We start from the raw sequence: 20,237 nt of genomic DNA, 5'->3' as shown, positions 1-20,237 counted from the left end.
ATAAGCAGTGTCGTGAAACCACCTACGGGTGGTTTTTTTGTTCCAAAACCACCCATTTCATAATATCACTTCATAATATTTTTCCTTTCCACCTGTCCATCTACAACCGGAACTACCGCAATTTTTCTGTCATACCGGGCAGTTTGCTCAACGTTCTTATGCCCTGATATTGCCTGTTTCTCGTACAGATTGCCCTGGAGGTCAGATATCCCTTTTGCTTTGAGATCGTGGAACGTGAAGTCAAAGGAAAGGTGAGGGTACTGTTCCTGCGCCTCAATTTTTGCTTTTCTCCAGCGACTGTTAAAGCCGTCCCGTGTGTATTTTCCGCCTGCTGGCTGGTGGATGACATACAGACTGCTCATGCCAGCGTTAAGAGGTAAATTTTTTGCCAACTCAAGTGCAGCGTTCAAGCGCGGGCTCCATGCTTTTATCTGAGCAACAGACGTTTTACTTTGCTTTATCAGGATACCTTCTTCCATAAATTGGCTTTTTTTCATCTCCAGTACATCGTTTTGTCTGGCACAGCAGAGGTAAGCGAGTTCCATTGCGACTTTCACAATGTCTGGAGCTACAGAGTACAGCGCCAGGTATTCCTCATTAGTTATGTAGCGATCTCGGCTAACTTCTTTATACTGGCGGACACCCTTTGTAGGGTTCCCTTTAACGAAGCCGCGTTCATAAGCCCAGCGATACACGCGAGACATAAAAGCTTTTTCTCTGTTAGCTTGTGTCCTGCTTTTTATTCCCCGCTTGTCCATGTAACGCCGGATATGTTCAGGTTTGATAGCGTCCGGCGGCATTTTCCCAAATACATCTATAATTTTTTTTGAGTACTTTCTATAGTCCTTTTGGGTTTCCAGAGCCAGCTCGAAAAATTCACCAGATTTAAAGAAGCGTTCGATAAGTCCTTCCATCATGGAGTCGTCCGGGCGATCGTTCATTAGCGCTTCCCATGCACTCCATACCTGAGCTTGTGTACTGGTTTTGTCGCAGAGGCGAATATTGCCTCCTCCTTTAGGATGATATTCATATGCTGATCTCCCGAGGTAAACCCTCGGAGGCATCCAGGCATCGTCTTTATTTTTTCTCGGACGTGGCATTAATCAAGTGCTCCAAAGTTGGGCTGCAGCGAATTATCGACGTTGTTCTGTCGTGATCTCTGAGCTAAAGGATTATTGAAATGCGCCCAGGTAGTGCGTGGTCTTCCGTCTCGCCCTTCAACAAAGAAAATCCCGGCATCACGTAAACACTGTGATTGCTTTGAGGGGATCTTGTATCCAGTAATTCGTTCGAGGTCTGCGTTTGAAATGATCTCGTTATCAAGATTCATAGTGTATCTCCACAAGTCCGGCTGCAACCGGCTTAACTTCTACAATTCTTTTCTCCGGGCCAGTCGTCACTCGATAGGCTTGATGGTGTCGAGCAGCAGCCGGCGGCGCGTATTTTCTGCAAAATGACGGCATCCGGTCGCTTTGTGGTAAAACTCGTTTTTGCCAACGACCCACATCCGCTCTGTCTGATGCAGTTTTTTAACCTTCGGACCGTCTTTGGTGATCACGGTACCGGTATGGGTTTTTATGATTGTCATACGGACTCCCCAAGCACCCAACGGAGTGCGCTTGCATACTCACCCTCGGCAGATTCCAGGGCTTTAGTAATTTCTTTGCGGGTTTTCAGACGCGGCTTTTCCTCACCGAGAATCTTACGCTGACGCCGGGCTTTTTCATGGCCGGTTGTACCAGCTGTCGCCAGCTCGATTGCTGACACTTTTGCACGCTGCTCTTCAGGTGGGAGCGCACCAAGCTGACGCGCCTGGGTAACGGTGACAGTTCCAGATTCCACTGCATCGCGGACAGCCTGGGTGGCATCCAGCAGCGACAGCGTTGCACGTACTGTCTGAACACTCACGCCAAACATCAGCGATAAATCGTCCTCGTCGTGCCCGCGCTCCAGCGCATCAGCCATTTTCTTTGCTCGGCCCAGCGGCGTATCAGCCTGGCGGATTTCGTTAGCACTTACCATCGCCTGCGCCATGCGAACGGCAGAGCCACGTTTAGCGACTGCCGGAACCAGTAACGGTTCTTTGCCCTCTTTCGACAGACGCTTGTTGGCTTCCAGTGTATGTCGCACACGCTGGCGACCATCAACCACACAAGACAGCCCTGTCTCCGGGTCTTTCCAGACGATAATCGGCTCAAGAACGCCTTGGTCCATGATGTTCAGCACCATTGCCTCGCTGATAGGCAGGTGGATGCGCTCATCGTAAAGCGGGTGCGTTTTGTCGGTAACCAGGTGCAGGTTTTCAGGTTCAAACGTCAAAACGTTCGTTTTGCCACTGGCGCCGTATACAAGCTTTGAGTCTTTAGCCATCAGAGAGCCTCCACGTTACGGAAGCTGGTGGGACAAATTGCTTTCAAATCGCGCATTGCTTCGAGGACATGCAGATTTATACGCTTCTTGGTATATCGCTCAGTAATACGATCACACTCCTTCGCCCAGGATTTGACCTCTGCGAGAAGGGCGTCACGTTCGGTGCGCGTTTGGCGCAGAGCTATATTCGAAACATCGAGGACGGTAGCCAGTTCCTTGATGATTGCTGCCTGTTCTGGTGGCATAGTTTTGGCTATTTCGTACGCCTGTTTAAACAGTTGATTTGCTGTCTTAGCCATCTTTTGTTCTCCATCTGACGCGCTGCAACGCGTAAATTTAGGGTGCAGCAACCCAACCCATGAGAGTGGGTGAATAGCTGGTTAAAATTTCTTGCTGATGGGGGACCGCCACTGCAATGGCGGTACGTTAGTTCTCCACACAACAAAAAGAGCACTACCGCGTTCTGCCGTTCCATCCTGGCTTTTGGTACCGCAACGGCTGCGAGATATTTTTTGCATCCCAGCGCTCTTTTGGTTGTGCCCTGGTCTCTTCCGAGGCGTCACACCTTTTCGCCGCGCTGGTGGGGCGCACGTCGTGCCTGAAACACTTAGCTTGCACATTCTTCCGGAATTCCTGAGAGCGCATGGATAAAGGTAACTCTCTGGCGGCTAACGCTGCATGTGCCATACAGCGGTTGCGAATATTGCCGTTCACAACTGGAAGCGCACTCCTTCAGTTACAAACCGATCCCCACCGGAAAGAAGGGGAATGCGCTTCCATGTTGTGTGCATTCGGTTATCGGATAAACGTAATGTAGGATAACTTACCTTGGGGTGTCAATGATTATGGTAGGAAATCTTACATTGAGGTGTAAAAAAAAACCGACAATGAGGTCGGCTGTTTGTAAAAGAAGGGGGTTATAAGTCAGTTACAACCTGGCGAACGACTCCGACAATCTTGCAATTTCCGTTTACTTCAAGGACTCGGTAATTTGGATTCAGGGGGACCAGGTATTTTATAGGCCCATCGATTACAAATTTTTTGAGTGTAGCCTCGGCAGATCCCATTACCTGCGCGACAACTATCTTACCGTTAACCTCAAGTAAACTACCGTAATCAGGGTCAACGACAACGATTGATCCTTCGGGGATGCTGGGGGCTCCGTTCGGGTTGGTCATTGAGTCCCCACGGACCTTGAGAGCAAATCCTTCATCACAAAGGTTAGCTGTAGTATAAATCCATTCGGAAACATCGCTTTCAGTCACGGGGGCTCCGCTCTCAGTCCACTCTCCAGCTTGGACCCAAGATAGTACGGGTATTCTTTTCACGCCAAACCGTTCTGTTGGTTTGTAAGCCGCCTCTTCAGCATCTGATTCACCTAAGCCGCTTATAATCCACTGAGGGTTTGTTTTTAACGCAGTAGCCAGCGCCTGAAGATTAGATCCTCCAGGTTCATAGTCGCCTGATTCCCACCCAGTCACAGTTACACGATTCACGCCTACTAATTTGGCTAAAACCGCTTGGGTTAGTTTCAGTTCTTTTCGTCGAGCCCTGATGCGTTCATTCATTTTCATGTAGGTAATCCTACCACTTTGTAATGTAGGATTCCTTGACCTTGTAATGTAAGATATCCTACTATCATGAAGTCTATTCCTTTCCATCTGAGGCAAAAATGAAAAAAGAAGACGTGATCTCTTACTTTGGCACGGTCGGCAACGTAGCAAAGGCTTTAGGCATCTCACATGCATCTGTATCTGGATGGGGCGAGATTATTCCAAAAGGTAGAGCGTTTGAAATTCAGGCACTAACAGAGGAGAAACTGAAAGTTAATCCCGAACTTTATACAAAGCCTAATCAAACAGCAGCTTAACCGTAACTACAAATCGAATTTTAAAGGGGTAGGTGTGACAAAAAAAATTGAATCAGAGGTGATAAAGCGGTTGCAAGCGCTCAACCCTGAAACGGTAAGGCTGGATGAAATGAATCGAGTAGTGACTCTGATCGGGTGGACCTTATCAGAAAAACTTCCAGACACCTATAGCGATGAGAACAAAGGCAAGGATATCGAACACGACTCCGATTCGCTTGGGATTTCTCGGGTAACCAGAAATGGTTGCTGTAACCCGACCGAGGCCGTCGTACTGGAGCATTTCCTGGTAGGGGTGGTTAATCCACTCACCAATGCCCCAAAAAAAGACGCCAAGGGAAACCAGTGCTGTAGGGCCAGGAGGATATGCAGAAAGAACTCCAGTACCGTTCAGCAGAAAAACGAATGCACCAGCGACAATCAAAACTTTGTACCAGTAGTCCAGAGTCAATTTAGACAAAGGGTTATTCATTTAATACACCGGCTGTTCCGTGGGCTAAGAAAGTGATTTTAAGCGAAGGGTTATCAACATGGTAGAACAAAAGCAAAGTTTGAAAGATGTAGTCAAGGCTATGTGTAAGTCCATACATGGTGGGCGTGAGGCTATGGCTGGCGCGCTAGGCATGACCTTAACGCAGTTCAATAACAACCTTTATGAGAAAAATGGTTGTCGTTTCTTCGAAGTCAGCGAACTGGAAGCGATGGAGGACATTTCCAACACGTCGTTACTGGCTGACTACTTCGCTCGCCGTCGTGGTGCTCTGCTGGTGGATGTTCCGCACCTGGAAGAACTGGACCGCGTGGACTTGTTTAGCCGGGCAATGCGTACCTCTGCCGCCAGGGGGCAGGTTGATCAGATTATCGAACAGGCGCTTGAAGATGGCGTTATTGAAAGGCACGAGGCCGAAGAAATCATGGTGCATCACCGCCGTCACCTGGCAGCTCGTGAAGAAGAGATTGCCGCAATCATCACGCTTTTTTCACGCAAAAAGAAGTGACGCCAGCGAGTTGCAGCTCCTGGCGTCGTGGCGTGTCGTTATCAGTGGAGATTACTAACGCATGAACAGTTTATCAACACAATACCGCAGGTCGCAACTTGTAGCGCGGCCAGTTCCTGGTGGAGCAGGACCGGTGCAGTTCGTGTATGGGGTAAGAGTACCAGGCGGGTTCGAGCCTGTCTGCTACCAGTTTGCTCAGTGGGTGGTAGGGGACTTTAACGGCCAGGCGGAGAAAGTATGCGAGAGCTCAACCGATGGTTCAGAGATCACTACGGTGTCCCAGTCAGGGTCATACGCTGGGAGCCCCAGACACAGCGCGTTATATACCTGCGTGAAGGGTACGAGCATGAATGCTTTAGCCCCCTCGAGCAGTTCAGACGAAAATTCAGGGAAATAGAGGGGTCTTATGAGCCTGTTAATGCCATCAAGGCCGATAGTCATCAATCCTGACCTTGCGTATAGCATCGGCCTGAATGAAGCCATTGCGCTGCAGCAGCTTAACTACTGGCTGCAAGAGACTAACTCAGGGCTGGAGCGTGACGGCGTACGCTGGATCTACAACACAACAGAGCAATGGCTGGAGCAATTCCCGTTCTGGTCTGAATCCACTCTGAAGCGCACCTTCACCCGGCTGAAGAGCCTGGGCGTGCTTAAAGTTGAGCAGCTGAACAAGTCCCAGCGCGACATGACGAACTACTACACGATCAACTACGAGAGCGAGCTTTTAGATGAGGTCAAAGTGACCAAATCGAAGAAGTCAAAATGCGCCGCTCCATCAGGTCAAAATGACACGATGGAAGAGGTCAATGTGAAACGCTCCACCGGGTCAAAACGAACCGCTGTCATCAGGTCAAATTGGCACGATGATCTTACAGAGAATACAACAGAGAGTACTACAGAGATTACAGGTAAAGACTCTTGTCCGGTTGCGCTGCAACCAGACCAGACCGATCCGGCAGATCTCGTTCTGGATCATTTCAATCGGGTAACCAACTCGAACTATGGCAAGGGGGGACGAACCAAAACGACGCTGGGTTATATCCGGGGACGGCTGGCCGAAGATTACAGCCCTGAAGACCTGATGCTGGTGGTTGACTACCTGAACGCAAAATGGGCGCAGGACCCGAAGATGAGCGACTATCTGCGGCCCAAAACGCTGTTTGCTCCCGAGAACTGCGTCGAGTATTTCGACAAGGCCAAAAAATGGGAGGCCGCCGGACGCCCAGCCTGGACTGGCGGCAAGTGGGTTAAGCAGGATGATATTTTCAAATCCAGTTTCGCCAATGTGGTTTATACAGTGCCAGCGGGGTTCCGCTCATGAGTAAGCCATTTTTGAAATGGGCTGGTGGAAAGTATACCCAGCTGGCTGACCTGTTCGTGCATATCCCGGCAGGGAAACGCCTGATAGAGCCATTCGTTGGTGGTGGGTCGGTATTCCTGAACAGCGAAAAGCACGCAGATTACCTGCTGGCGGACGTTAACCCGGACCTGATTAATCTGTATCAGATGTTAGCGGTCGTGCCGGATGAAGTGGAATTGAAGGCCCGCTGGATGTTCGAGCACATGCGGTCACCAGAGGGCTATGAGCTGATCCGTTCCGAGTTCAACGCTCAGACGCTGGATGCTACTGAACGCGCAGCTGCATTCCTGTATCTCAACCGGCATTGCTTCAATGGCCTGATGCGCTACAACCAGGCGAACAAGTTCAATGTGGGATGGGGAGGCTACAAGGCGCCGTATTACCCGCTGGTCGAAATGAAATCCTTCGCCGCTGTGGCGCATAACTGCGTATTTATGACCGCTGACTATCGCCGGACAATCAGCCTGGCCGGGAAAGGGGATGTGGTTTACTGCGATCCGCCTTACGAACCGATGCCGGGAACAACCGGATTCACTGCCTACGCCGCTGGTGGGTTTAACTGGGAGAATCAGGTAGACCTGGCGAAGCAATGCGTATCAGCCTTTCACCGTGGGGCTCGGGTAGTGATTTCTAACTCATCTGCACCGAAGGTTCTCGACCTGTACCGGGAGCATGGTTTTAACCTGCAATTCATCAAAGCGCGCCGTTCGATCTCCTGCAAAAGCAGTACGCGGGAAGTCGCAAAAGACGTTGTAGCGATCCTTTAAGGGGGCTAAATGAAACTGACTTTACCATTTCCACCGAGCGTAAATAGTTACTGGCGCGCCCCGAGCAAGGGACCGCTGAAAGGCAGGCATCTGGTAAGCGAGACAGGGCGCAAGTTCCAGCAGGCAGCGAGAGCGGCGATTATTGAACAACTGCGGGCCGTTCCCCGGCCATCCTCTGATCTGGCTGAGGTTCACATTGTATTGTATCCGCCGGATCAGCGCCGTCGGGATATCGATAACTACAACAAAGCGCTGTTCGATGCCCTGACTCTAACAGGCGTCTGGGAAGACGACAGTCAGGTTAAGCGCATGCTGGTGGAGTGGGGGAACATCGTGAAGAAAGGGAAAGTAGAAATCACCATCCGACGTTTTCGTGCAGCTGCCTGACGTGGAGATGATATGAGAGCACTACTAACCCCTGAGATTGCCCCACGCATGGGCGTTGTTCTTCTTCGCCCAGGTGCTGATCTCATGCCGATGTTCAGGAGAGGGCGGGTACTGATTGAGCCTGCACCGGAAAAATACAGCGACTACGCAACTGGCGCTATCCCTCCCGCCACGCAGCCACTGGCAGAAGACCCGGTTTTGAAGCCAGTCTTCGAAAACAAAGACGTCATTCTGCGCGCGGGTGGTATCAGCTCGCTGGAGGCCGAGCTGGAGCGTCGTTTTGAATGCCAGTACCCGCACGGTTCGTGGCACAGCGAAAATTTTACGCTGTTCCGGCATGAGCCTGGCAGCATCCGCCTTTGCTGGGCCTGCGATAACCTGGTGCGTGATCAGTACACAGAGACGCTGGCAGGCATTGCGCGTGGGAACCTGGTATCCTGGCTGATAACGGTCATCCGCTCACAGCTGGGGTTCAACGAAGACCATCAACTGACGATCCCAGAGTTGTGCTGGTGGCTGGTAATAAACAATCTGGCGCACGTCATCCCTGAATCGCTGGCCCGGAAAGCCCTGCGATTGCCGGAAATAAAGCATCAACCAGTGATGAAGGAGAGCGATATTGTGCCGGAGCCAGCGGCGAACGAAGTGGTGCAGAAAAAGATTCTCGGTCTTCGCGTAGATCCTGAAACGCCGGAATCTTTCATGCTGCGACCAAAGCGCCGCCGCTGGGTTAACGAGAGCTGGACTCGCTGGGTTAAGTCTCAGCAGTGTATCTGCTGTAACAAACAAGCAGATGATCCCCATCACCTGATAGGCCACGGACAAGGTGGAATGGGAACAAAAGCGCATGACCTGTTTGTGTTGCCGCTTTGCAGAGCGCATCACGACGAGTTGCACGCTGACACCGTGGCATTTGAGGAGAAGCACGGCTCACAGCTGGAGCTGCTGTTTCGATTTCTGGATCGTTCGCTGGCAATTGGCGTGCTGGCATAGTGGAGAATGCATAATGATTAACCCGTCCGAGGTTGGAAAAGCTGGTGAAATGGTCAGGCTGAAAACGCTTGAGGCCATCTGGATTCAAGGGAAGCTGCGCATGTGGGGCCGCTGGTCCTACATCGGCGGCGGTAGTGGCGGCAATATGTTTAACCAGTTACTGGCTTCCGGGAAAGTCACCAAAACAGCCCTCAATGAGGCATTGCGCCGGATGAAGAAGTCTGGCATCTCGAAGCCAGAGCTTGAGGCGTTCTTTCGTGAAATACTCGCGGGGAAAAGCAAAAGCGGCCTGGCTTTCTGTACAGATGATGAAGGACTGCTGATTGATAAGGTAATGGGGGCAGTCCTTATTACGGGTGGTCACAAAGAGCTGTATCACCTGCTGGTGGAGCACTACCGGTTACGGAAGAGCAAACGCCGCATAGCGGAAGATCTCTATGAAAAGCATCCCGACTGGTGCTTTATGACCTGTAGACGCAGAGTTGATACGTGGCTTAGTTTGGCGGAATCGATGCTGTACGCACCAATGTGTGACGCATTCGGCACAAATGGCGACAGATTTTACTTGCAAAGTGAGCCAGAAACTGCTTGAATTGTGATACGCTCGGGACGTTAAAACGAACTGAGCAATAAACATAAATAACCCGCTTAGTGGCGGGTTTTTTGCTATGATGCCCAATAAAAAATTTACGGGGTTTTTATGGCTTGGCAAGGAATTCCATATCCGTCATTTATTTCAAATACAATTGATGCTGGGTTAACGGTCACTAAAATACCTGAGATTATTGTTGATACAGGGATTGGGTGGGATACTATTTTTGGGTCTGTACTTGCCGCTTTTATCGGTGCAGCCCTACCAACAGCTGTGGCATGGTACACAATTAAAAAGAATGATGATTTAGCTGCAACAGATAGAGACAATCAACGTCATATAGCAGAAATGGCTTTTGATTCTCAGGTTTTGTCTACAAATAGACAACAATGGATTAATACCCTTCGAAGTTACTGCTCAGAGTTCATTATGAGCTGTGAAAAAAATAAACGTTTTCGTAGATTGCACTCAGCTGAAAGAGATGAAGCTAGGTGGAACAATGGAACGAATGAAAAAGCAAACGAATACTTTGCTGTGGTCGTTGATTCTGAGCATCGTATCCTTGAGTTGGCAACTAATATACAGTTAATGCTAAACCCCCATGAATGGACGTCAAAGGCAATATTGAAGTGCCAGGAAAACATGATCTTTTTGTTAGAAAATGAAAATATCTATATGTTTTATGAAGATGATTCAGAGGTGGAAAAAGCTTACCGAAGACTAAAGAGGCTGTATATTAAATCAACTCAAAGATGCTTAAAAACAGAATGGAAGCGAGTTAAATTAAGACAATAATTATTTTTATCAAAAGGCTGCCTGAGAGCGGCCTTTTTTATTGCCCTCGCTATGAGAGGATTCACAGTAATTGAGGAGGACAGATGTCCGAACCAATAACCGGCACAGGCTTAGCTGGTGGCGCTTTAACTGGGGCGAGTGTTTACGGGCTATTAACCGGTACAGACTACGGTGTTGTGTTCGGGGCATTTGCGGGTTCCGTCTTTTATATAGCGACAGCGGCCGATTTGAGCGCCCCACGACGGATGGCATATTTCGTTGTGTCCTACATCGCTGGAGTTCTGTGCTCCGGGCTGGTCGGTTCTAAGTTATCCGACCTGACCGGGTATAACGATAAGCCTCTGGATGCTATTGGTGCCGTAATCATTTCGGCATTGGCCGTGAAAATACTCACTTTCCTGAACAATCAGGATATTGGCTCGCTGGTGGCGCTAATAACGCGCCGGGGAGGTTCCGGTGGTACTAAATGATCCTACTGCAACCATCAATGCGCTGTTATGTGCTGGTGTCGTTGTTACGTTGATGTTCTATCGCCGCAGAGACTCACGTCATCGTAAGTGGGTGTCGCGGCTGGCATGGCTGATAACAGTGATATACAGCTCTGTGCCGTTGGCGTATCTGTGCGGCATCTATCCCTATTCATCATGGCCCACCATTGCGGCCAATATCATGATCCTTGTTGTGCTGCTGAGCGTAAGAGGCAATGTAGCGCGGCTGGTTGATGCACTGAGGCACTAATGAATCAAACACAATTCCAGAAGGCGGCTGGTATCAGCGCCGGGTTAGCTGCGCGCTGGTATCCGCATATTACAGCCGCGATGAAAGAGTTTGGCATCACTTCCGCTATCGACCAGGCAATGTTCATTGCTCAATGCGGCCATGAAAGCCTCGGGTTTAACAGGGTGGTGGAGAGTTTCAACTACAGCATCGCCGGGCTTGCTGATTTTGTTCGTTACGGCAGGTTAACGCAGGATCAGGCCAATTCCCTCGGGCGCAGCCAGTCGGAAACTGTGTTACCTCTGGAGCGCCAGCGGGCTATCGCCAACATTGTCTATAGCAAGCGGTTGGGTAACAACAGGGCAACTGATGGCTGGGTTTATCGAGGGCGCGGACTTATTCAAATAACCGGACTTTCTAATTACCGAGACTGCGGCAGCGGCAGCGGGCTGAAGGTGGATCTGGTGGCACAGCCAGAATTACTGGAGCAGTCCTCTTACGCGGCCCGTAGTGCAGCGTGGTTCTATGTCTCAAAAGGTTGCTTGAAATATCCGGGTGATCTTGTTCGGGTAACGCAGATTATCAACGGCGGACAAAACGGGATTAATAACCGGCGAGTTCGCTTCCTGAAAGCAAAATCGGTGCTGGTGGTGTGATTATGGGAATCGAAGCTATCGCGGGGCTGGTGGTTGTCATCCTGGGTGCTATCGCTGGTGCGTTCGGCATCGGTCATGCTCGCGGGACCAGTAAGGCAGAAGCCAAAGCCGATCAGCAGCGTACTGAAGAGACCGCCGCTGCTACCGTCGCTGCGGCAGAACGTAAGGCAAAAGTCACGAAAGGGGCCAGCGATGTACAGCAGACTGTTAGCCATATGCCTGATGACTATGTTGATCGGGAGCTGCGCGAAAAGTTTACCCGCCCCGGTAGTCGTTGATACGGCCTGCAGTTGGGTGCGGATCATCTACCTGACTGACCACGATATCGACGTGCTGGATAAGCAGACCAAGCGCGACATTCTGGTGCATAACAAAGCGGCGCAGATTAACTGTGCTAAGTATATGAATGATAAAAGTGCTAATTAACAAGTTATTGGAGCGGTAAATTGTTGAGAGCAAATTGGTGTTCACAATAAATATTTTTTTGCTATATTGCTGATGATGCCAGCAAAAAATGTAAGTTTCTAACTATCAATCAATAACGTGTTGGCAGATTTTTTTGACTACACGGGATGGTTTTTATGTCAGAAGCCGCAGCAGAAGTTTTTCAGGATGCATGGCCTGAATTTTTTCCTAAAGGCGTACCACCGAAGACAGCCGAGGATGCTGAGGGGGAATTTTTTCGGTTAGTTCGAGTAAGCCCCCCTACAGCACAATGTTTTCTCTCTACGCATGAAGAGTACCCGAATCGCCACAAAAAATGTAAAGGTGAGGCTTTAATATGTGTTTTTGGAACCTCTTTCTTTTCTGAAATGAGAGGTGCCAATGATGCAAAAGCCAAATTCCCTGAAGCATTGGGCAACCGTTTGGTTGCTAAAGGTCAGGTAACCCCATTAATGGGTGTTATGAAAAAAACGTTTGCTGATCCTGCTCATTACACAATTTGGCTTAGAACTAATAGCCATATACATGAACACTTCGAGTGTGTGGGAGAAGGAGAATGAGTAATATCTTCCTCCCCAAAACTATGTTGGGAACACTGCTTTATAAAAGAGTGTATGAGTTCTTTGAAGAGCCTCGTTTCTTTTCAGTAGAAAATGAAGTTGGCTCTTTATACGTAGTGTATTGGATCTCTGAAGATGAAAATTCAGATAGTTGGTTTATCATACCGGTATCACCAACTAAACTTGAGCTAATTGAAAGAAAGAGAATAGATATTCACTCGGCTCTTACTGCGCTTGAACAAAGTTTTTTTTACAAGGTTCAGGCTCCTTACAATAGAGATGAGACTCCTGCTTGGGATGTTTTGTATGCAGAAGACTTAAATAATTTTAAGTTACCTGCCAGTGGATTGTTCATTAGCTCAGTTGTACCCGTTCTTGGCAATGGACGAATTGGCGCACCAATAAAATACTCCACGCATGAAATACATTTGGAAAAAAGCTCTAAGAAAAGTGAAGGTAATCTTGTTTTAGGCAATGTTTCAAGCGTATGCGACAGATTTAGCGAACTATACAACAGTCTTTTGGATTTAGATGGCCTTAAAGACAAATTACGTCCAGTTGATGCTCGCCCAGGATCGTTCATAATTTCATTTCAAGCAGAGAAGCTTTCTTTGTTTGAAGAATTGTTAAAATCTTTAAGCGCTTTGATAGAGGCAAGAGCTAATGTAATTGATTTCATTAATGAAAACAGGATTGATATTCAATCACTATCAAATCTTTTTCAGGCAGTTGTTTCTTCCGGTACGAACATGGAGCTCAGAAGCAACGAGACTGGTGAATTAATTTTTGTATTGACAAAGGCTGGGGCTGATTTTTATCTAAAAGATATTAATAAGTTATCAATGCTATCTGTTAGCGGTCACCAGATACCGCAAGCCGATACCTTAGAGCGAGTTTTTAATATCGTTGAAGTAAAATGGCGTGGTGAACCTTGTAGTGAGTTCAATACAGGTCTGCAGGAGCGCCATATATATTATTATATTCATGCCGCTAAGGTATTAGGGTTCCTTGATAATAATAGTAAGGTAACATCATTTGGTCAGCAGTTAATTCAATCAGAAGACGATGTTAAACTTAAGATTGCGGCGAGATGTTTTGAAACCAGTCATATAGGTTGGGCTTGGATAAATTGGGCGGGTGTTGAAAATCTCTCTCAGTTAGAACCGGAAACTGCAGAAGGTTTTCTTTTAGAGCAGTGCCATTCTTTAAGTGCCGAAACCGTGTCTAGGAGATCTAGAACTATAAGGCATTGGTGTAAGGTGTTAAAGGAGCATTACACCCCCCTTTAAGTTTTGTCTATGAATACTATCTTTTAAGCCTCGCACCTGCGAGGCTTTTTTATGTGCAAAAAAGCAGAGGTAAGACATGTCCGAGATCACCGCATCCGAGCAAATTTGCTTGGATATCATCAAGAAAGTTAACTACGACACCGCAGCGGCCAAGCTGGCCATTGACTGGGTTGGTGATAGCAATCTGAAAGCTGAGCTATTCGCTGACTCTTTCGATCGCGTCTTCACTGAAAGTGAGATTGTCTCGAAGACCCGTAAGGCCATCCAGGAAGCGACCGAGGCGCTGGCGCTGTTTGATACCATAGCAGAACAGGCGAGCTAAGGCATTACAACAGGCATTTATCGAGTGCCTGTGATAATGTTAAAGCTCTTACAAATCGGAGGGCTTATGTCAAAACAGGTCGTTTCGTTGCTTCCAGGTGATCAGGTAGATCTTATTTCAGTCGCAGATGATGATAACTACGTGACTTATTACGGAGACCAAGGTGCACAGCTTGGTATGCCGATTGAAACGTTTGCTCTTGATGATAAAGAATATTTGATTGCGAAGTGTTCAGGTAATGTAGCGGATGAAAGAATTATCGCTGCAATCAGGAAGTATTTCGGTTAAACATTTATCTTCTCGAAAAGCCACCGTTTAAAAGGTGGCTTTTTTTGGAGTGAATATGGCGTCAAGTTCACCCTGGCATCATCTCTATAACACTAAACGGTGGTATCGGCTGCGTTATCACCAGCTTCAGAAGCAGCCACTCTGCGAGTTTCACCTCAGACGAGATCAGGTGATATCCGCAACCGTTGTTGATCACATCAAACCTCACAAGGGCGATGAAACCCTTTTCCACAACCCGGACAATCTTCAATCGCTATGCAAGCGCTGCCACGACTCGGTTAAGCAACGCATGGAGAAGGGCGGAACGGTTACCGAGTTCGACAATGAAGGCAGGGTTATCTGGTAACAGGAGCACGCAATGCAAGACCTGAAGATTGAATACCAAGATGGCAAGCTGGTGGAGCTGAGCATTGATGGTGTGAGCTTTCTTTCTGCATCCGCCATCTCCTTCAGTCATACAGCAAAAGAGACGCTACCAACGATCATCCTGACAATGTCTGTCGGTGTCGGTGAGCGCCTGGTGTTACCCAGTCCTCCCCGTGAAAACCTGCGGATCATCGAGAAATGATAGCTTTTCTCATTATCAGCCCGACAGGATGGGGGGAGGGGTAAAACTCTGGCGGCAATCGTTAAAAGACCGCGCCCCCAGTTTTCTTTTCAAAAACGTCCAGAAAAAAAGGAAAAAAGCGATGGCACAGCGAGGCAGAAAATCTCTTGCCGCGACGACGGCTGTGTCGCTTCCGGCTCTGGCTGAAAGCAGGCTGCAGCCCTCGTTACACCTTAGCGATCCAGAGATAAACGTTTGGATCAGACTGGTTAACGATAACCCGGCCAGCTCATTTACTGAAACACATCGCGACATGATGGAAATGTACTGTCGGCATGTGGTGCAGGCGAGACTGTTAACCACTCAGATCGAGGAGTTTGAGCTGGAGTGGCTGGCTCGGGATGATGGGCTGAAGCGCTACGATAAATTGCTCACGATGCGCGAACGTGAAGTACGGTCTGCGTCTTCACTGGCAACGCGACTGCGTATCACCCGGCAGGCGACTGCTGATCCTAAAACAGTAGGACGCGCCAACAAAAATCTGCCGCGGGAGAAAAAACCCTGGGAAATTGAATAAGGCTCTTCGATGGCTAAAAAAACTCTGACAAGAGCCGAGAGGAATATCCTCTGGTGCGAAAGAAATATTTATATTCCCGAAGGTAAGTTTGTCGGCCAGCCTCTGAAAATGGCTGAGTTCATGAAGGATGACTTCAGAGCCATTTTCGACAACAAGCATGGTACACGTCGCGCAATCATCAGTCGCGGGCGAAAAAACGCCAAAACGGTGGAAACCGCCATGCTGATGCTGCTCTACCTGGTAGGGCCCGAGGCTGCACCGAACTCGCAGCTGTATTCTGCGGCACGCTCACGCGACCAGGCGGCCATTCTGTTTAACCTGGCCTCGAAGATGTGCCGGATGAACCCGGTACTAATGCAGTACGTTGCGATCAAGGATTCAGCTAAAGAAATCCACTGCCCTGAGCTGGGTTCTTATTACCGCGCACTGAGTGCCGAAGCTACCACGGCCTACGGTTTCTCGCCGCGATTTGTCGCACACGACGAACTGGGCCAGGTTCGTGGGCCGCGAGATCCGCTTTATGAAGCGCTGGAAACCGCCACCGCTGCACAGGATAACCCTATTTCGATAATCATCAGCACCCAGGCGCCCGATGCGAGCGACCTGCTTAGCCTGCTGATTGATGATGGCCTGACCGGAGCCGATCCCCGGACAGTGGTCCGGCTTCAGACCGCGCCGGAAGATATCGATCCTTTCTCTGTTGAGGCCATCAGGCTGGCAAACCCGGCCTTCGATGTGTTCATGAACCAGAAAGAAGTGCTGGATATGGCCGCCAGTGCGAAACGCCTGCCGTCTCGCCAGGCAGAGTTTGAGAACCTTGTTTTAAACCGCAGGGTTGAAGCGAAAAGCCCGTTCGTTAGCCAGAGTGTATGGCATATGAACAAGGAGGAACCCGGCGAACTGGCGGGGGCTACCGTATGGGGCGGGCTCGATCTTTCCAGCGTGTCAGACCTGACCGCACTGGTGCTGAACACCACGCAGGGCGATGTGCACTGTAAATTCTGGCTACCGGAGGAAGGGCTGGCAGATAAGGCGCGTAACGATCGTGTGCCTTATGACATATGGGCGAAGCAGGGCTGGCTAAACACGACACCTGGTAAGGCTATCGAGTATGGATTTATCGCCAGGGAGCTGCGGCGCGTTTTTGATCTCTGTAACGTCAGGGCGCTGGCGTTTGACCGCTATAACATGCGCTTCCTTCGCCCGCATCTGATCGATGCTGGTTTCACAGATGTGGAGCTCGAACGATTCGTAGAGTTCGGTCAGGGGTTTGTTTCCATGTCGCCTGCGCTCAGGGAGCTGGAAGCCAAACTGCTCGGTGCGCAGCTGAAGCACGGCAATCATCCGATCCTCGAAATGTGCGCCAAAAACGCCACGGTAATCACTGACCCTGCCGGTAACCGCAAGTTTGTGAAAGGTAAGTCGAGCGGACGTATCGACGGCATGGTAGCGCTGGCGATGTCTATTGGCGCGCAGACCAGTGACGAGGTAGAGGAGCAGGGTGACGTTAATGATTTCATTTACAACTTTTTGAGCGTGTAAAAATGGCAGATACCGATTACAGCATTGACCTGCGGACGCGATCGCCATTCTGGGCGCGCATGGCCTCTATCCTGACCGGCGGCCGCCTGGTGACACCCGATAAGGGCTCGCAAATGGCGGGTACGTCAGCGCACGGTGTGGTTGGTGATTCTGTTGTGACTGATGAGCGTAATATGCAAATCAGTACGGTATGGGCCTGCATCAGGTTAATCTCCACCGTAACAGCATCTTTACCACTCGATGTTTATCAGACCAAAAATGATCAGCGCACGAAAGTGGACAACAGTCACCCCCTTGCGAAACTGCTGAGATTCCGTCCCAACAACTTCATGACCGCTCTTGAGTTTCGCGAAGCAATGACTATGCAGCTATGTGCCTACGGCAACGCCTATGCACATGTTGAGCGAAACGGTGTTGGTGACGTGATTAGCATGGTTCCACTGATGAGCGCCAATATGGAAGTTCGGCTCAGCGATAACGGTAAAAATATTATCTACCGCTACCGACGGGACACTGAATACGCTGACTTTTCACAGAAAGAAATTTTTCATCTCAAAGGATTTGGCTTCAATGGTCTGACTGGTCTTTCGCCGCTGGCGTTCAGTGCGAAGTCTGCTGGTGTGGCCATAGCGATGGAAGATAACCAGCGTGAATTTTTCGCCAACGGTGCGAAGTCTCCGCAGATCCTGATGACTGACGGCAAGGTGCTGACGAAAGAGCAGCGTGGGCAGCTGGAGGAAAACTTTAAGGAGATTGCTGGTGGTCCGGTCAAAAAGCGGCTTTGGATCCTTGAGAGCGGCTTCACCACGCAACCTATCGGCGTTTCGCCTCAGGATTCAGAAATTCTGGCTGCGCGTAAATTTCAGGTCGCCGAACTGGCGCGATTTTACGGCGTGCCTCCACATCTGGTCGGCGACGTGGATAAAACCACCTCCTGGGGATCGGGGATTGAACAGCAAAACCTGGGCTTTCTCCAGTATACCCTCAAACCCTACCTTGATCGGTGGGAGTACAGCATTGAGCGCTGGCTGGTCAAAGAGTCAGAACAGGGCATCATTCACGCCGAGCATAACCTCGACGGGCTGTTGCGCGGTGATTCAACAAGCCGGGCATCATTTATGCAAATCATGGTCAATACCGGGATTCGGACCGTTAACGAGGTTCGAAGGCTCGATAACCTGCCGCCGCTGCCCGGAGGTGATGTGGCGACACGGCAGTCGCAGAACGTGCCCATTACCGATCTCGGAACAAACAAAGAGCCCCGCAATGCCGGGGCTTAATTTTTATGGGGGCTATGATGCCTGACATTCAGAAGACGCTGGCTTTCGACCAGACAGAAATCAAGTTCATCGGCGACGGCAGTAAGGGAACATTTGAAGGGTATGCCTCGGTTTTTAATAACACCGACGCCGATGGCGACATTATTTTGCCAGGTGCTTTTGCTGGTGTGATTGCTAACCAGAGTCGCAAGGTGGCCATGTTCTTTAACCACCAGACACGTGCTATCCCGGTCGGTAAATGGGATGCCATGCATGAAGATGACAAGGGGCTATTTGTCCGTGGTCAACTTACTCCAGGGCTTAGCCTGGCCGAAGACCTGAAAGCTGCCATGCAGCATGGCACGGTTGAAGGGATGTCTGTGGGGTTTTCCGTTGGGCCTGATGATTACACCGTTGGCACGTCAGGGCTCATCTTCAAAAACATCTCTTACCTGCGGGAAATTAGCGTCTGTACTTTCCCGGCTAACGAGCTTGCTGGCGTAACGGCCATGAAGAGCATCGACAGCATCAAATCTATTCGCGATGCGGAGGCCTGGCTGAGGGATTCAGTCGGGCTTTCGCGTTCTGAAGCACAGGCATTTATCGCCCGTGTTAAGTCTGCAGGCCGAAGCGAGTTCGGTAGCAACGACATTGACGCGCTGGCACAGCGCATTAACTCATTTGCCGCTAACCTGCGGACACCTTAACGGAGTAACACATGTCTGAATTATCTGTACTGGAAAAAGCTATCGAAAACTCCCAAAAAGAAGTAAAGGAGCTTATCGAAGAACAGCGTAAATCCATCAACCAGACCGGTGAAATCAACAAGCAGCTGCAGATCGATCTGACGAAAGCACAGGAAGAACTGAAAGCCACCGGCACCCGCCTGTTCGATCTTGAGCAGAAACTGGCCGGAAACTCTCCTGATCAGACTGCGCAGAAGTCATTTGCTCAGCGCGTATCTGAAGACCTGATGAAGGGCTGGGACGGCTCGCGTACCAAAGCGAAAGTCACCAGTTTTGATAAAGCGATTGGTTCCGGCGCAGCCTCGGCAGGCGCCCTGGTCCAGCCGCAGCAGCTGCCGGGTATTCTTATGCCGGGTCTTCGCCGTCTGACCGTGCGTGACTTGCTGGCACAGGGGCGTATCACCAGTAACGCGCTGGAATACGTGCGCGAAAACGTGTTTACCAACGCTGCAGCACCAGTGGCAGAAGGTACCCTCAAGCCGGAAAGTAATATTACCTTCACCAAAGAAACGGCGAACGTGAAAACTATCGCCCACTGGATCCAGGCATCGCGCCAGATCATGGATGATGCCCCGGCGCTCGAGTCTTACCTCAATTCCCGCATGATGTACGGACTGGCACTGGTGGAAGAGAACCAGATGCTGAACGGGGACGGTACCGGCGATAACCTGCAGGGGCTCAACGTAGTAGCGAATGACTACGAAACCACACTCAACGCAACCGGAGATACTGGCGCTGATGTTCTGGCACACGCCATCTATCAGGTATCGCTGAGTGAGTTCGAAGCAGACGGCATCATTCTGAACCCGGCGGACTGGCACCGTATTGCCCTGCTGAAGGACGCTAACGGCAATTACATTCTCGGTGGCCCGCAGGCGTTTGCCTCGAAAGTGCTTTGGGGGCTTCCGGTGGTGTCGACCACAGCGCAGACGGCAGGCAAATTCACCGTTGGCGCGTTTGGCCTGGCGTCGCAGGTTTGGGATCGCATGGATGCCACCATCGAGATCAGCAACCAGGACCGCGATAACTTCGTTAAAAACATGCTGACCATCCTTTGCGAAGAGCGCCTGGCGCTGGCCCACTATCGCCCGGCAGCGATTGTGACGGGTGATATTGCTGTCAGCACTGGTCCATAACAAAAGGGCGCGGCCAGCAATGGCC

Annotated in this window: 32 protein-coding genes; 25 read left to right on the top strand and 7 right to left on the bottom strand. The window is 50.0% G+C overall.

All coding sequences use genetic code 11. The features are described from left to right. Window positions 1-65: 65 nt before the first annotated feature. The 6 genes from BHE81_RS10080 to BHE81_RS10055 all read right to left on the bottom strand — a co-directional run bounded on the left by BHE81_RS10080 (window position 66) and on the right by BHE81_RS10055 (window position 3,944). A complete protein-coding gene (locus BHE81_RS10080) occupies window positions 66-1,100 on the bottom strand; it encodes a tyrosine-type recombinase/integrase (RefSeq protein ID WP_074385153.1) in 1,035 nt (344 codons plus the stop codon). Next, window positions 1,100-1,330: a DUF4224 domain-containing protein gene (locus BHE81_RS10075; protein ID WP_072071868.1), complete on the bottom strand. Its 231-nt coding sequence runs from the start codon at window positions 1,328-1,330 to the stop codon at window positions 1,100-1,102. The genes BHE81_RS10080 and BHE81_RS10075 overlap by 1 nt, the downstream gene beginning before the upstream one ends. A gap of 66 nt (window positions 1,331-1,396) precedes the next feature. Then, window positions 1,397-1,588 (bottom strand): hypothetical protein, encoded by a 192-nt coding sequence (locus BHE81_RS10070; RefSeq protein ID WP_040188683.1) that lies wholly within the window; start codon window positions 1,586-1,588, stop codon window positions 1,397-1,399. Continuing rightward, window positions 1,585-2,370 (bottom strand): ParB/RepB/Spo0J family partition protein, encoded by a 786-nt coding sequence (locus BHE81_RS10065; protein ID WP_074385152.1) that lies wholly within the window; start codon window positions 2,368-2,370, stop codon window positions 1,585-1,587. Before BHE81_RS10065 ends, BHE81_RS10070 begins: the two co-directional genes overlap by 4 nt. Then, window positions 2,370-2,669, bottom strand: a complete 300-nt coding sequence (locus BHE81_RS10060; protein WP_074385151.1) for a hypothetical protein — start codon at window positions 2,667-2,669, stop codon at window positions 2,370-2,372. The genes BHE81_RS10065 and BHE81_RS10060 overlap by 1 nt, the downstream gene beginning before the upstream one ends. Window positions 2,670-3,287: 618 nt before the next feature. Beyond that, window positions 3,288-3,944 carry a LexA family protein gene (locus tag BHE81_RS10055; RefSeq protein WP_032412845.1) on the bottom strand — a complete coding sequence of 219 codons (657 nt, stop codon included), beginning with the start codon at window positions 3,942-3,944 and terminating at the stop codon, window positions 3,288-3,290. A gap of 98 nt (window positions 3,945-4,042) precedes the next feature. On the opposite strand from BHE81_RS10055, the gene BHE81_RS10050 reads away from it, so the two are divergent. After that, window positions 4,043-4,240 carry a Cro/CI family transcriptional regulator gene (locus BHE81_RS10050; RefSeq protein WP_038992039.1) on the top strand — a complete coding sequence of 66 codons (198 nt, stop codon included), beginning with the start codon at window positions 4,043-4,045 and terminating at the stop codon, window positions 4,238-4,240. A 145-nt stretch (window positions 4,241-4,385) separates the two neighbouring features. On the opposite strand, the gene BHE81_RS10045 is transcribed toward BHE81_RS10050, so the two are convergent. Beyond that, window positions 4,386-4,709 carry a hypothetical protein gene (locus BHE81_RS10045; protein ID WP_032429376.1) on the bottom strand — a complete coding sequence of 108 codons (324 nt, stop codon included), beginning with the start codon at window positions 4,707-4,709 and terminating at the stop codon, window positions 4,386-4,388. Between the two features lie 58 nt (window positions 4,710-4,767). Here BHE81_RS10045 and BHE81_RS10040 point away from each other — a divergent pair, with 58 nt between their 5' ends. The 24 genes from BHE81_RS10040 to BHE81_RS09920 all read left to right on the top strand — a co-directional run bounded on the left by BHE81_RS10040 (window position 4,768) and on the right by BHE81_RS09920 (window position 20,212). Beyond that, window positions 4,768-5,235, top strand: a complete 468-nt coding sequence (locus BHE81_RS10040) for a YmfL family putative regulatory protein (RefSeq protein WP_023149828.1) — start codon at window positions 4,768-4,770, stop codon at window positions 5,233-5,235. 237 nt (window positions 5,236-5,472) lie between these two features. Next, complete coding sequence (locus BHE81_RS10030; RefSeq protein WP_071994923.1) at window positions 5,473-5,685, top strand: DUF4222 domain-containing protein; 213 nt, start codon at window positions 5,473-5,475, stop codon at window positions 5,683-5,685. Continuing rightward, on the top strand, window positions 5,642-6,556 hold the full coding sequence (locus tag BHE81_RS10025; RefSeq protein ID WP_061891351.1) for a conserved phage C-terminal domain-containing protein: 915 nt from the start codon (window positions 5,642-5,644) through the stop codon (window positions 6,554-6,556). Before BHE81_RS10030 ends, BHE81_RS10025 begins: the two co-directional genes overlap by 44 nt. Then, window positions 6,553-7,362, top strand: a complete 810-nt coding sequence (locus tag BHE81_RS10020; RefSeq protein WP_038992043.1) for a DNA adenine methylase — start codon at window positions 6,553-6,555, stop codon at window positions 7,360-7,362. Before BHE81_RS10025 ends, BHE81_RS10020 begins: the two co-directional genes overlap by 4 nt. A gap of 9 nt (window positions 7,363-7,371) precedes the next feature. After that, on the top strand, window positions 7,372-7,749 hold the full coding sequence (locus tag BHE81_RS10015; RefSeq protein WP_000779146.1) for a RusA family crossover junction endodeoxyribonuclease: 378 nt from the start codon (window positions 7,372-7,374) through the stop codon (window positions 7,747-7,749). A 12-nt stretch (window positions 7,750-7,761) separates the two neighbouring features. After that, window positions 7,762-8,742, top strand: coding sequence for a DUF968 domain-containing protein (locus tag BHE81_RS10010; protein WP_149888799.1), 981 nt, complete (start codon window positions 7,762-7,764; stop codon window positions 8,740-8,742). A gap of 13 nt (window positions 8,743-8,755) precedes the next feature. Next, window positions 8,756-9,334 (top strand): DUF1133 family protein, encoded by a 579-nt coding sequence (locus BHE81_RS10005; protein WP_149888798.1) that lies wholly within the window; start codon window positions 8,756-8,758, stop codon window positions 9,332-9,334. A gap of 108 nt (window positions 9,335-9,442) precedes the next feature. Further along, on the top strand, window positions 9,443-10,129 hold the full coding sequence (locus tag BHE81_RS10000; RefSeq protein WP_135696982.1) for a hypothetical protein: 687 nt from the start codon (window positions 9,443-9,445) through the stop codon (window positions 10,127-10,129). A gap of 83 nt (window positions 10,130-10,212) precedes the next feature. Beyond that, window positions 10,213-10,599 carry a phage holin family protein gene (locus tag BHE81_RS09995; protein ID WP_001294159.1) on the top strand — a complete coding sequence of 129 codons (387 nt, stop codon included), beginning with the start codon at window positions 10,213-10,215 and terminating at the stop codon, window positions 10,597-10,599. After that, window positions 10,586-10,867, top strand: a complete 282-nt coding sequence (locus tag BHE81_RS09990) for a phage holin family protein (protein ID WP_000243811.1) — start codon at window positions 10,586-10,588, stop codon at window positions 10,865-10,867. The genes BHE81_RS09995 and BHE81_RS09990 overlap by 14 nt, the downstream gene beginning before the upstream one ends. Then, window positions 10,867-11,502, top strand: a complete 636-nt coding sequence (locus tag BHE81_RS09985; protein ID WP_135696980.1) for a glycoside hydrolase family 19 protein — start codon at window positions 10,867-10,869, stop codon at window positions 11,500-11,502. Before BHE81_RS09990 ends, BHE81_RS09985 begins: the two co-directional genes overlap by 1 nt. A gap of 2 nt (window positions 11,503-11,504) precedes the next feature. Beyond that, on the top strand, window positions 11,505-11,780 hold the full coding sequence (locus BHE81_RS09980; RefSeq protein ID WP_135696978.1) for a hypothetical protein: 276 nt from the start codon (window positions 11,505-11,507) through the stop codon (window positions 11,778-11,780). Continuing rightward, window positions 11,731-11,928 carry a hypothetical protein gene (locus tag BHE81_RS09975; RefSeq protein WP_052454910.1) on the top strand — a complete coding sequence of 66 codons (198 nt, stop codon included), beginning with the start codon at window positions 11,731-11,733 and terminating at the stop codon, window positions 11,926-11,928. Before BHE81_RS09980 ends, BHE81_RS09975 begins: the two co-directional genes overlap by 50 nt. Window positions 11,929-12,083: 155 nt before the next feature. Then, a complete protein-coding gene (locus tag BHE81_RS09970) occupies window positions 12,084-12,506 on the top strand; it encodes a hypothetical protein (RefSeq protein WP_106493672.1) in 423 nt (140 codons plus the stop codon). Next, the gene (locus BHE81_RS09965) at window positions 12,503-13,795 is read left to right on the top strand and encodes a DUF6575 domain-containing protein (protein WP_064184914.1); all 1,293 of its coding nucleotides are present in this window, start codon (window positions 12,503-12,505) and stop codon (window positions 13,793-13,795) included. The genes BHE81_RS09970 and BHE81_RS09965 overlap by 4 nt, the downstream gene beginning before the upstream one ends. Before the next feature lie 76 nt (window positions 13,796-13,871). Beyond that, on the top strand, window positions 13,872-14,117 hold the full coding sequence (locus BHE81_RS09960; RefSeq protein ID WP_149888797.1) for a DUF2560 family protein: 246 nt from the start codon (window positions 13,872-13,874) through the stop codon (window positions 14,115-14,117). Window positions 14,118-14,183: 66 nt separating this feature from the next. Further along, on the top strand, window positions 14,184-14,405 hold the full coding sequence (locus BHE81_RS09955) for a hypothetical protein (RefSeq protein ID WP_042950192.1): 222 nt from the start codon (window positions 14,184-14,186) through the stop codon (window positions 14,403-14,405). Between the two features lie 55 nt (window positions 14,406-14,460). Further along, window positions 14,461-14,751: an HNH endonuclease gene (locus tag BHE81_RS09950; RefSeq protein WP_149888796.1), complete on the top strand. Its 291-nt coding sequence runs from the start codon at window positions 14,461-14,463 to the stop codon at window positions 14,749-14,751. Window positions 14,752-14,763: 12 nt separating this feature from the next. Next, a complete protein-coding gene (locus tag BHE81_RS09945) occupies window positions 14,764-14,973 on the top strand; it encodes a serine acetyltransferase (protein WP_087825803.1) in 210 nt (69 codons plus the stop codon). Between the two features lie 121 nt (window positions 14,974-15,094). Continuing rightward, complete coding sequence (locus tag BHE81_RS09940) at window positions 15,095-15,529, top strand: hypothetical protein (RefSeq protein WP_004143905.1); 435 nt, start codon at window positions 15,095-15,097, stop codon at window positions 15,527-15,529. A 9-nt stretch (window positions 15,530-15,538) separates the two neighbouring features. After that, window positions 15,539-17,071, top strand: a complete 1,533-nt coding sequence (locus BHE81_RS09935; RefSeq protein ID WP_004143904.1) for a terminase large subunit — start codon at window positions 15,539-15,541, stop codon at window positions 17,069-17,071. Between the two features lie 2 nt (window positions 17,072-17,073). Next, a complete protein-coding gene (locus tag BHE81_RS09930; protein ID WP_017880221.1) occupies window positions 17,074-18,351 on the top strand; it encodes a phage portal protein in 1,278 nt (425 codons plus the stop codon). A gap of 17 nt (window positions 18,352-18,368) precedes the next feature. Beyond that, window positions 18,369-19,037 (top strand): HK97 family phage prohead protease, encoded by a 669-nt coding sequence (locus BHE81_RS09925; RefSeq protein WP_032413442.1) that lies wholly within the window; start codon window positions 18,369-18,371, stop codon window positions 19,035-19,037. An 11-nt stretch (window positions 19,038-19,048) separates the two neighbouring features. Next, window positions 19,049-20,212: a phage major capsid protein gene (locus BHE81_RS09920; protein WP_058842800.1), complete on the top strand. Its 1,164-nt coding sequence runs from the start codon at window positions 19,049-19,051 to the stop codon at window positions 20,210-20,212. The last annotated feature ends 25 nt before the right edge of the window (window positions 20,213-20,237 follow it).

Origin of the sequence: Klebsiella sp. AqSCr (assembly GCF_008452795.1) — a bacterium.
GTDB classification, from domain to species: Bacteria; Pseudomonadota; Gammaproteobacteria; order Enterobacterales; family Enterobacteriaceae; genus Klebsiella; species Klebsiella pneumoniae.
The sequence above is the reverse complement of the archived record's forward strand: the minus strand, read 5'-3'. Positions and strand labels throughout refer to the sequence as shown.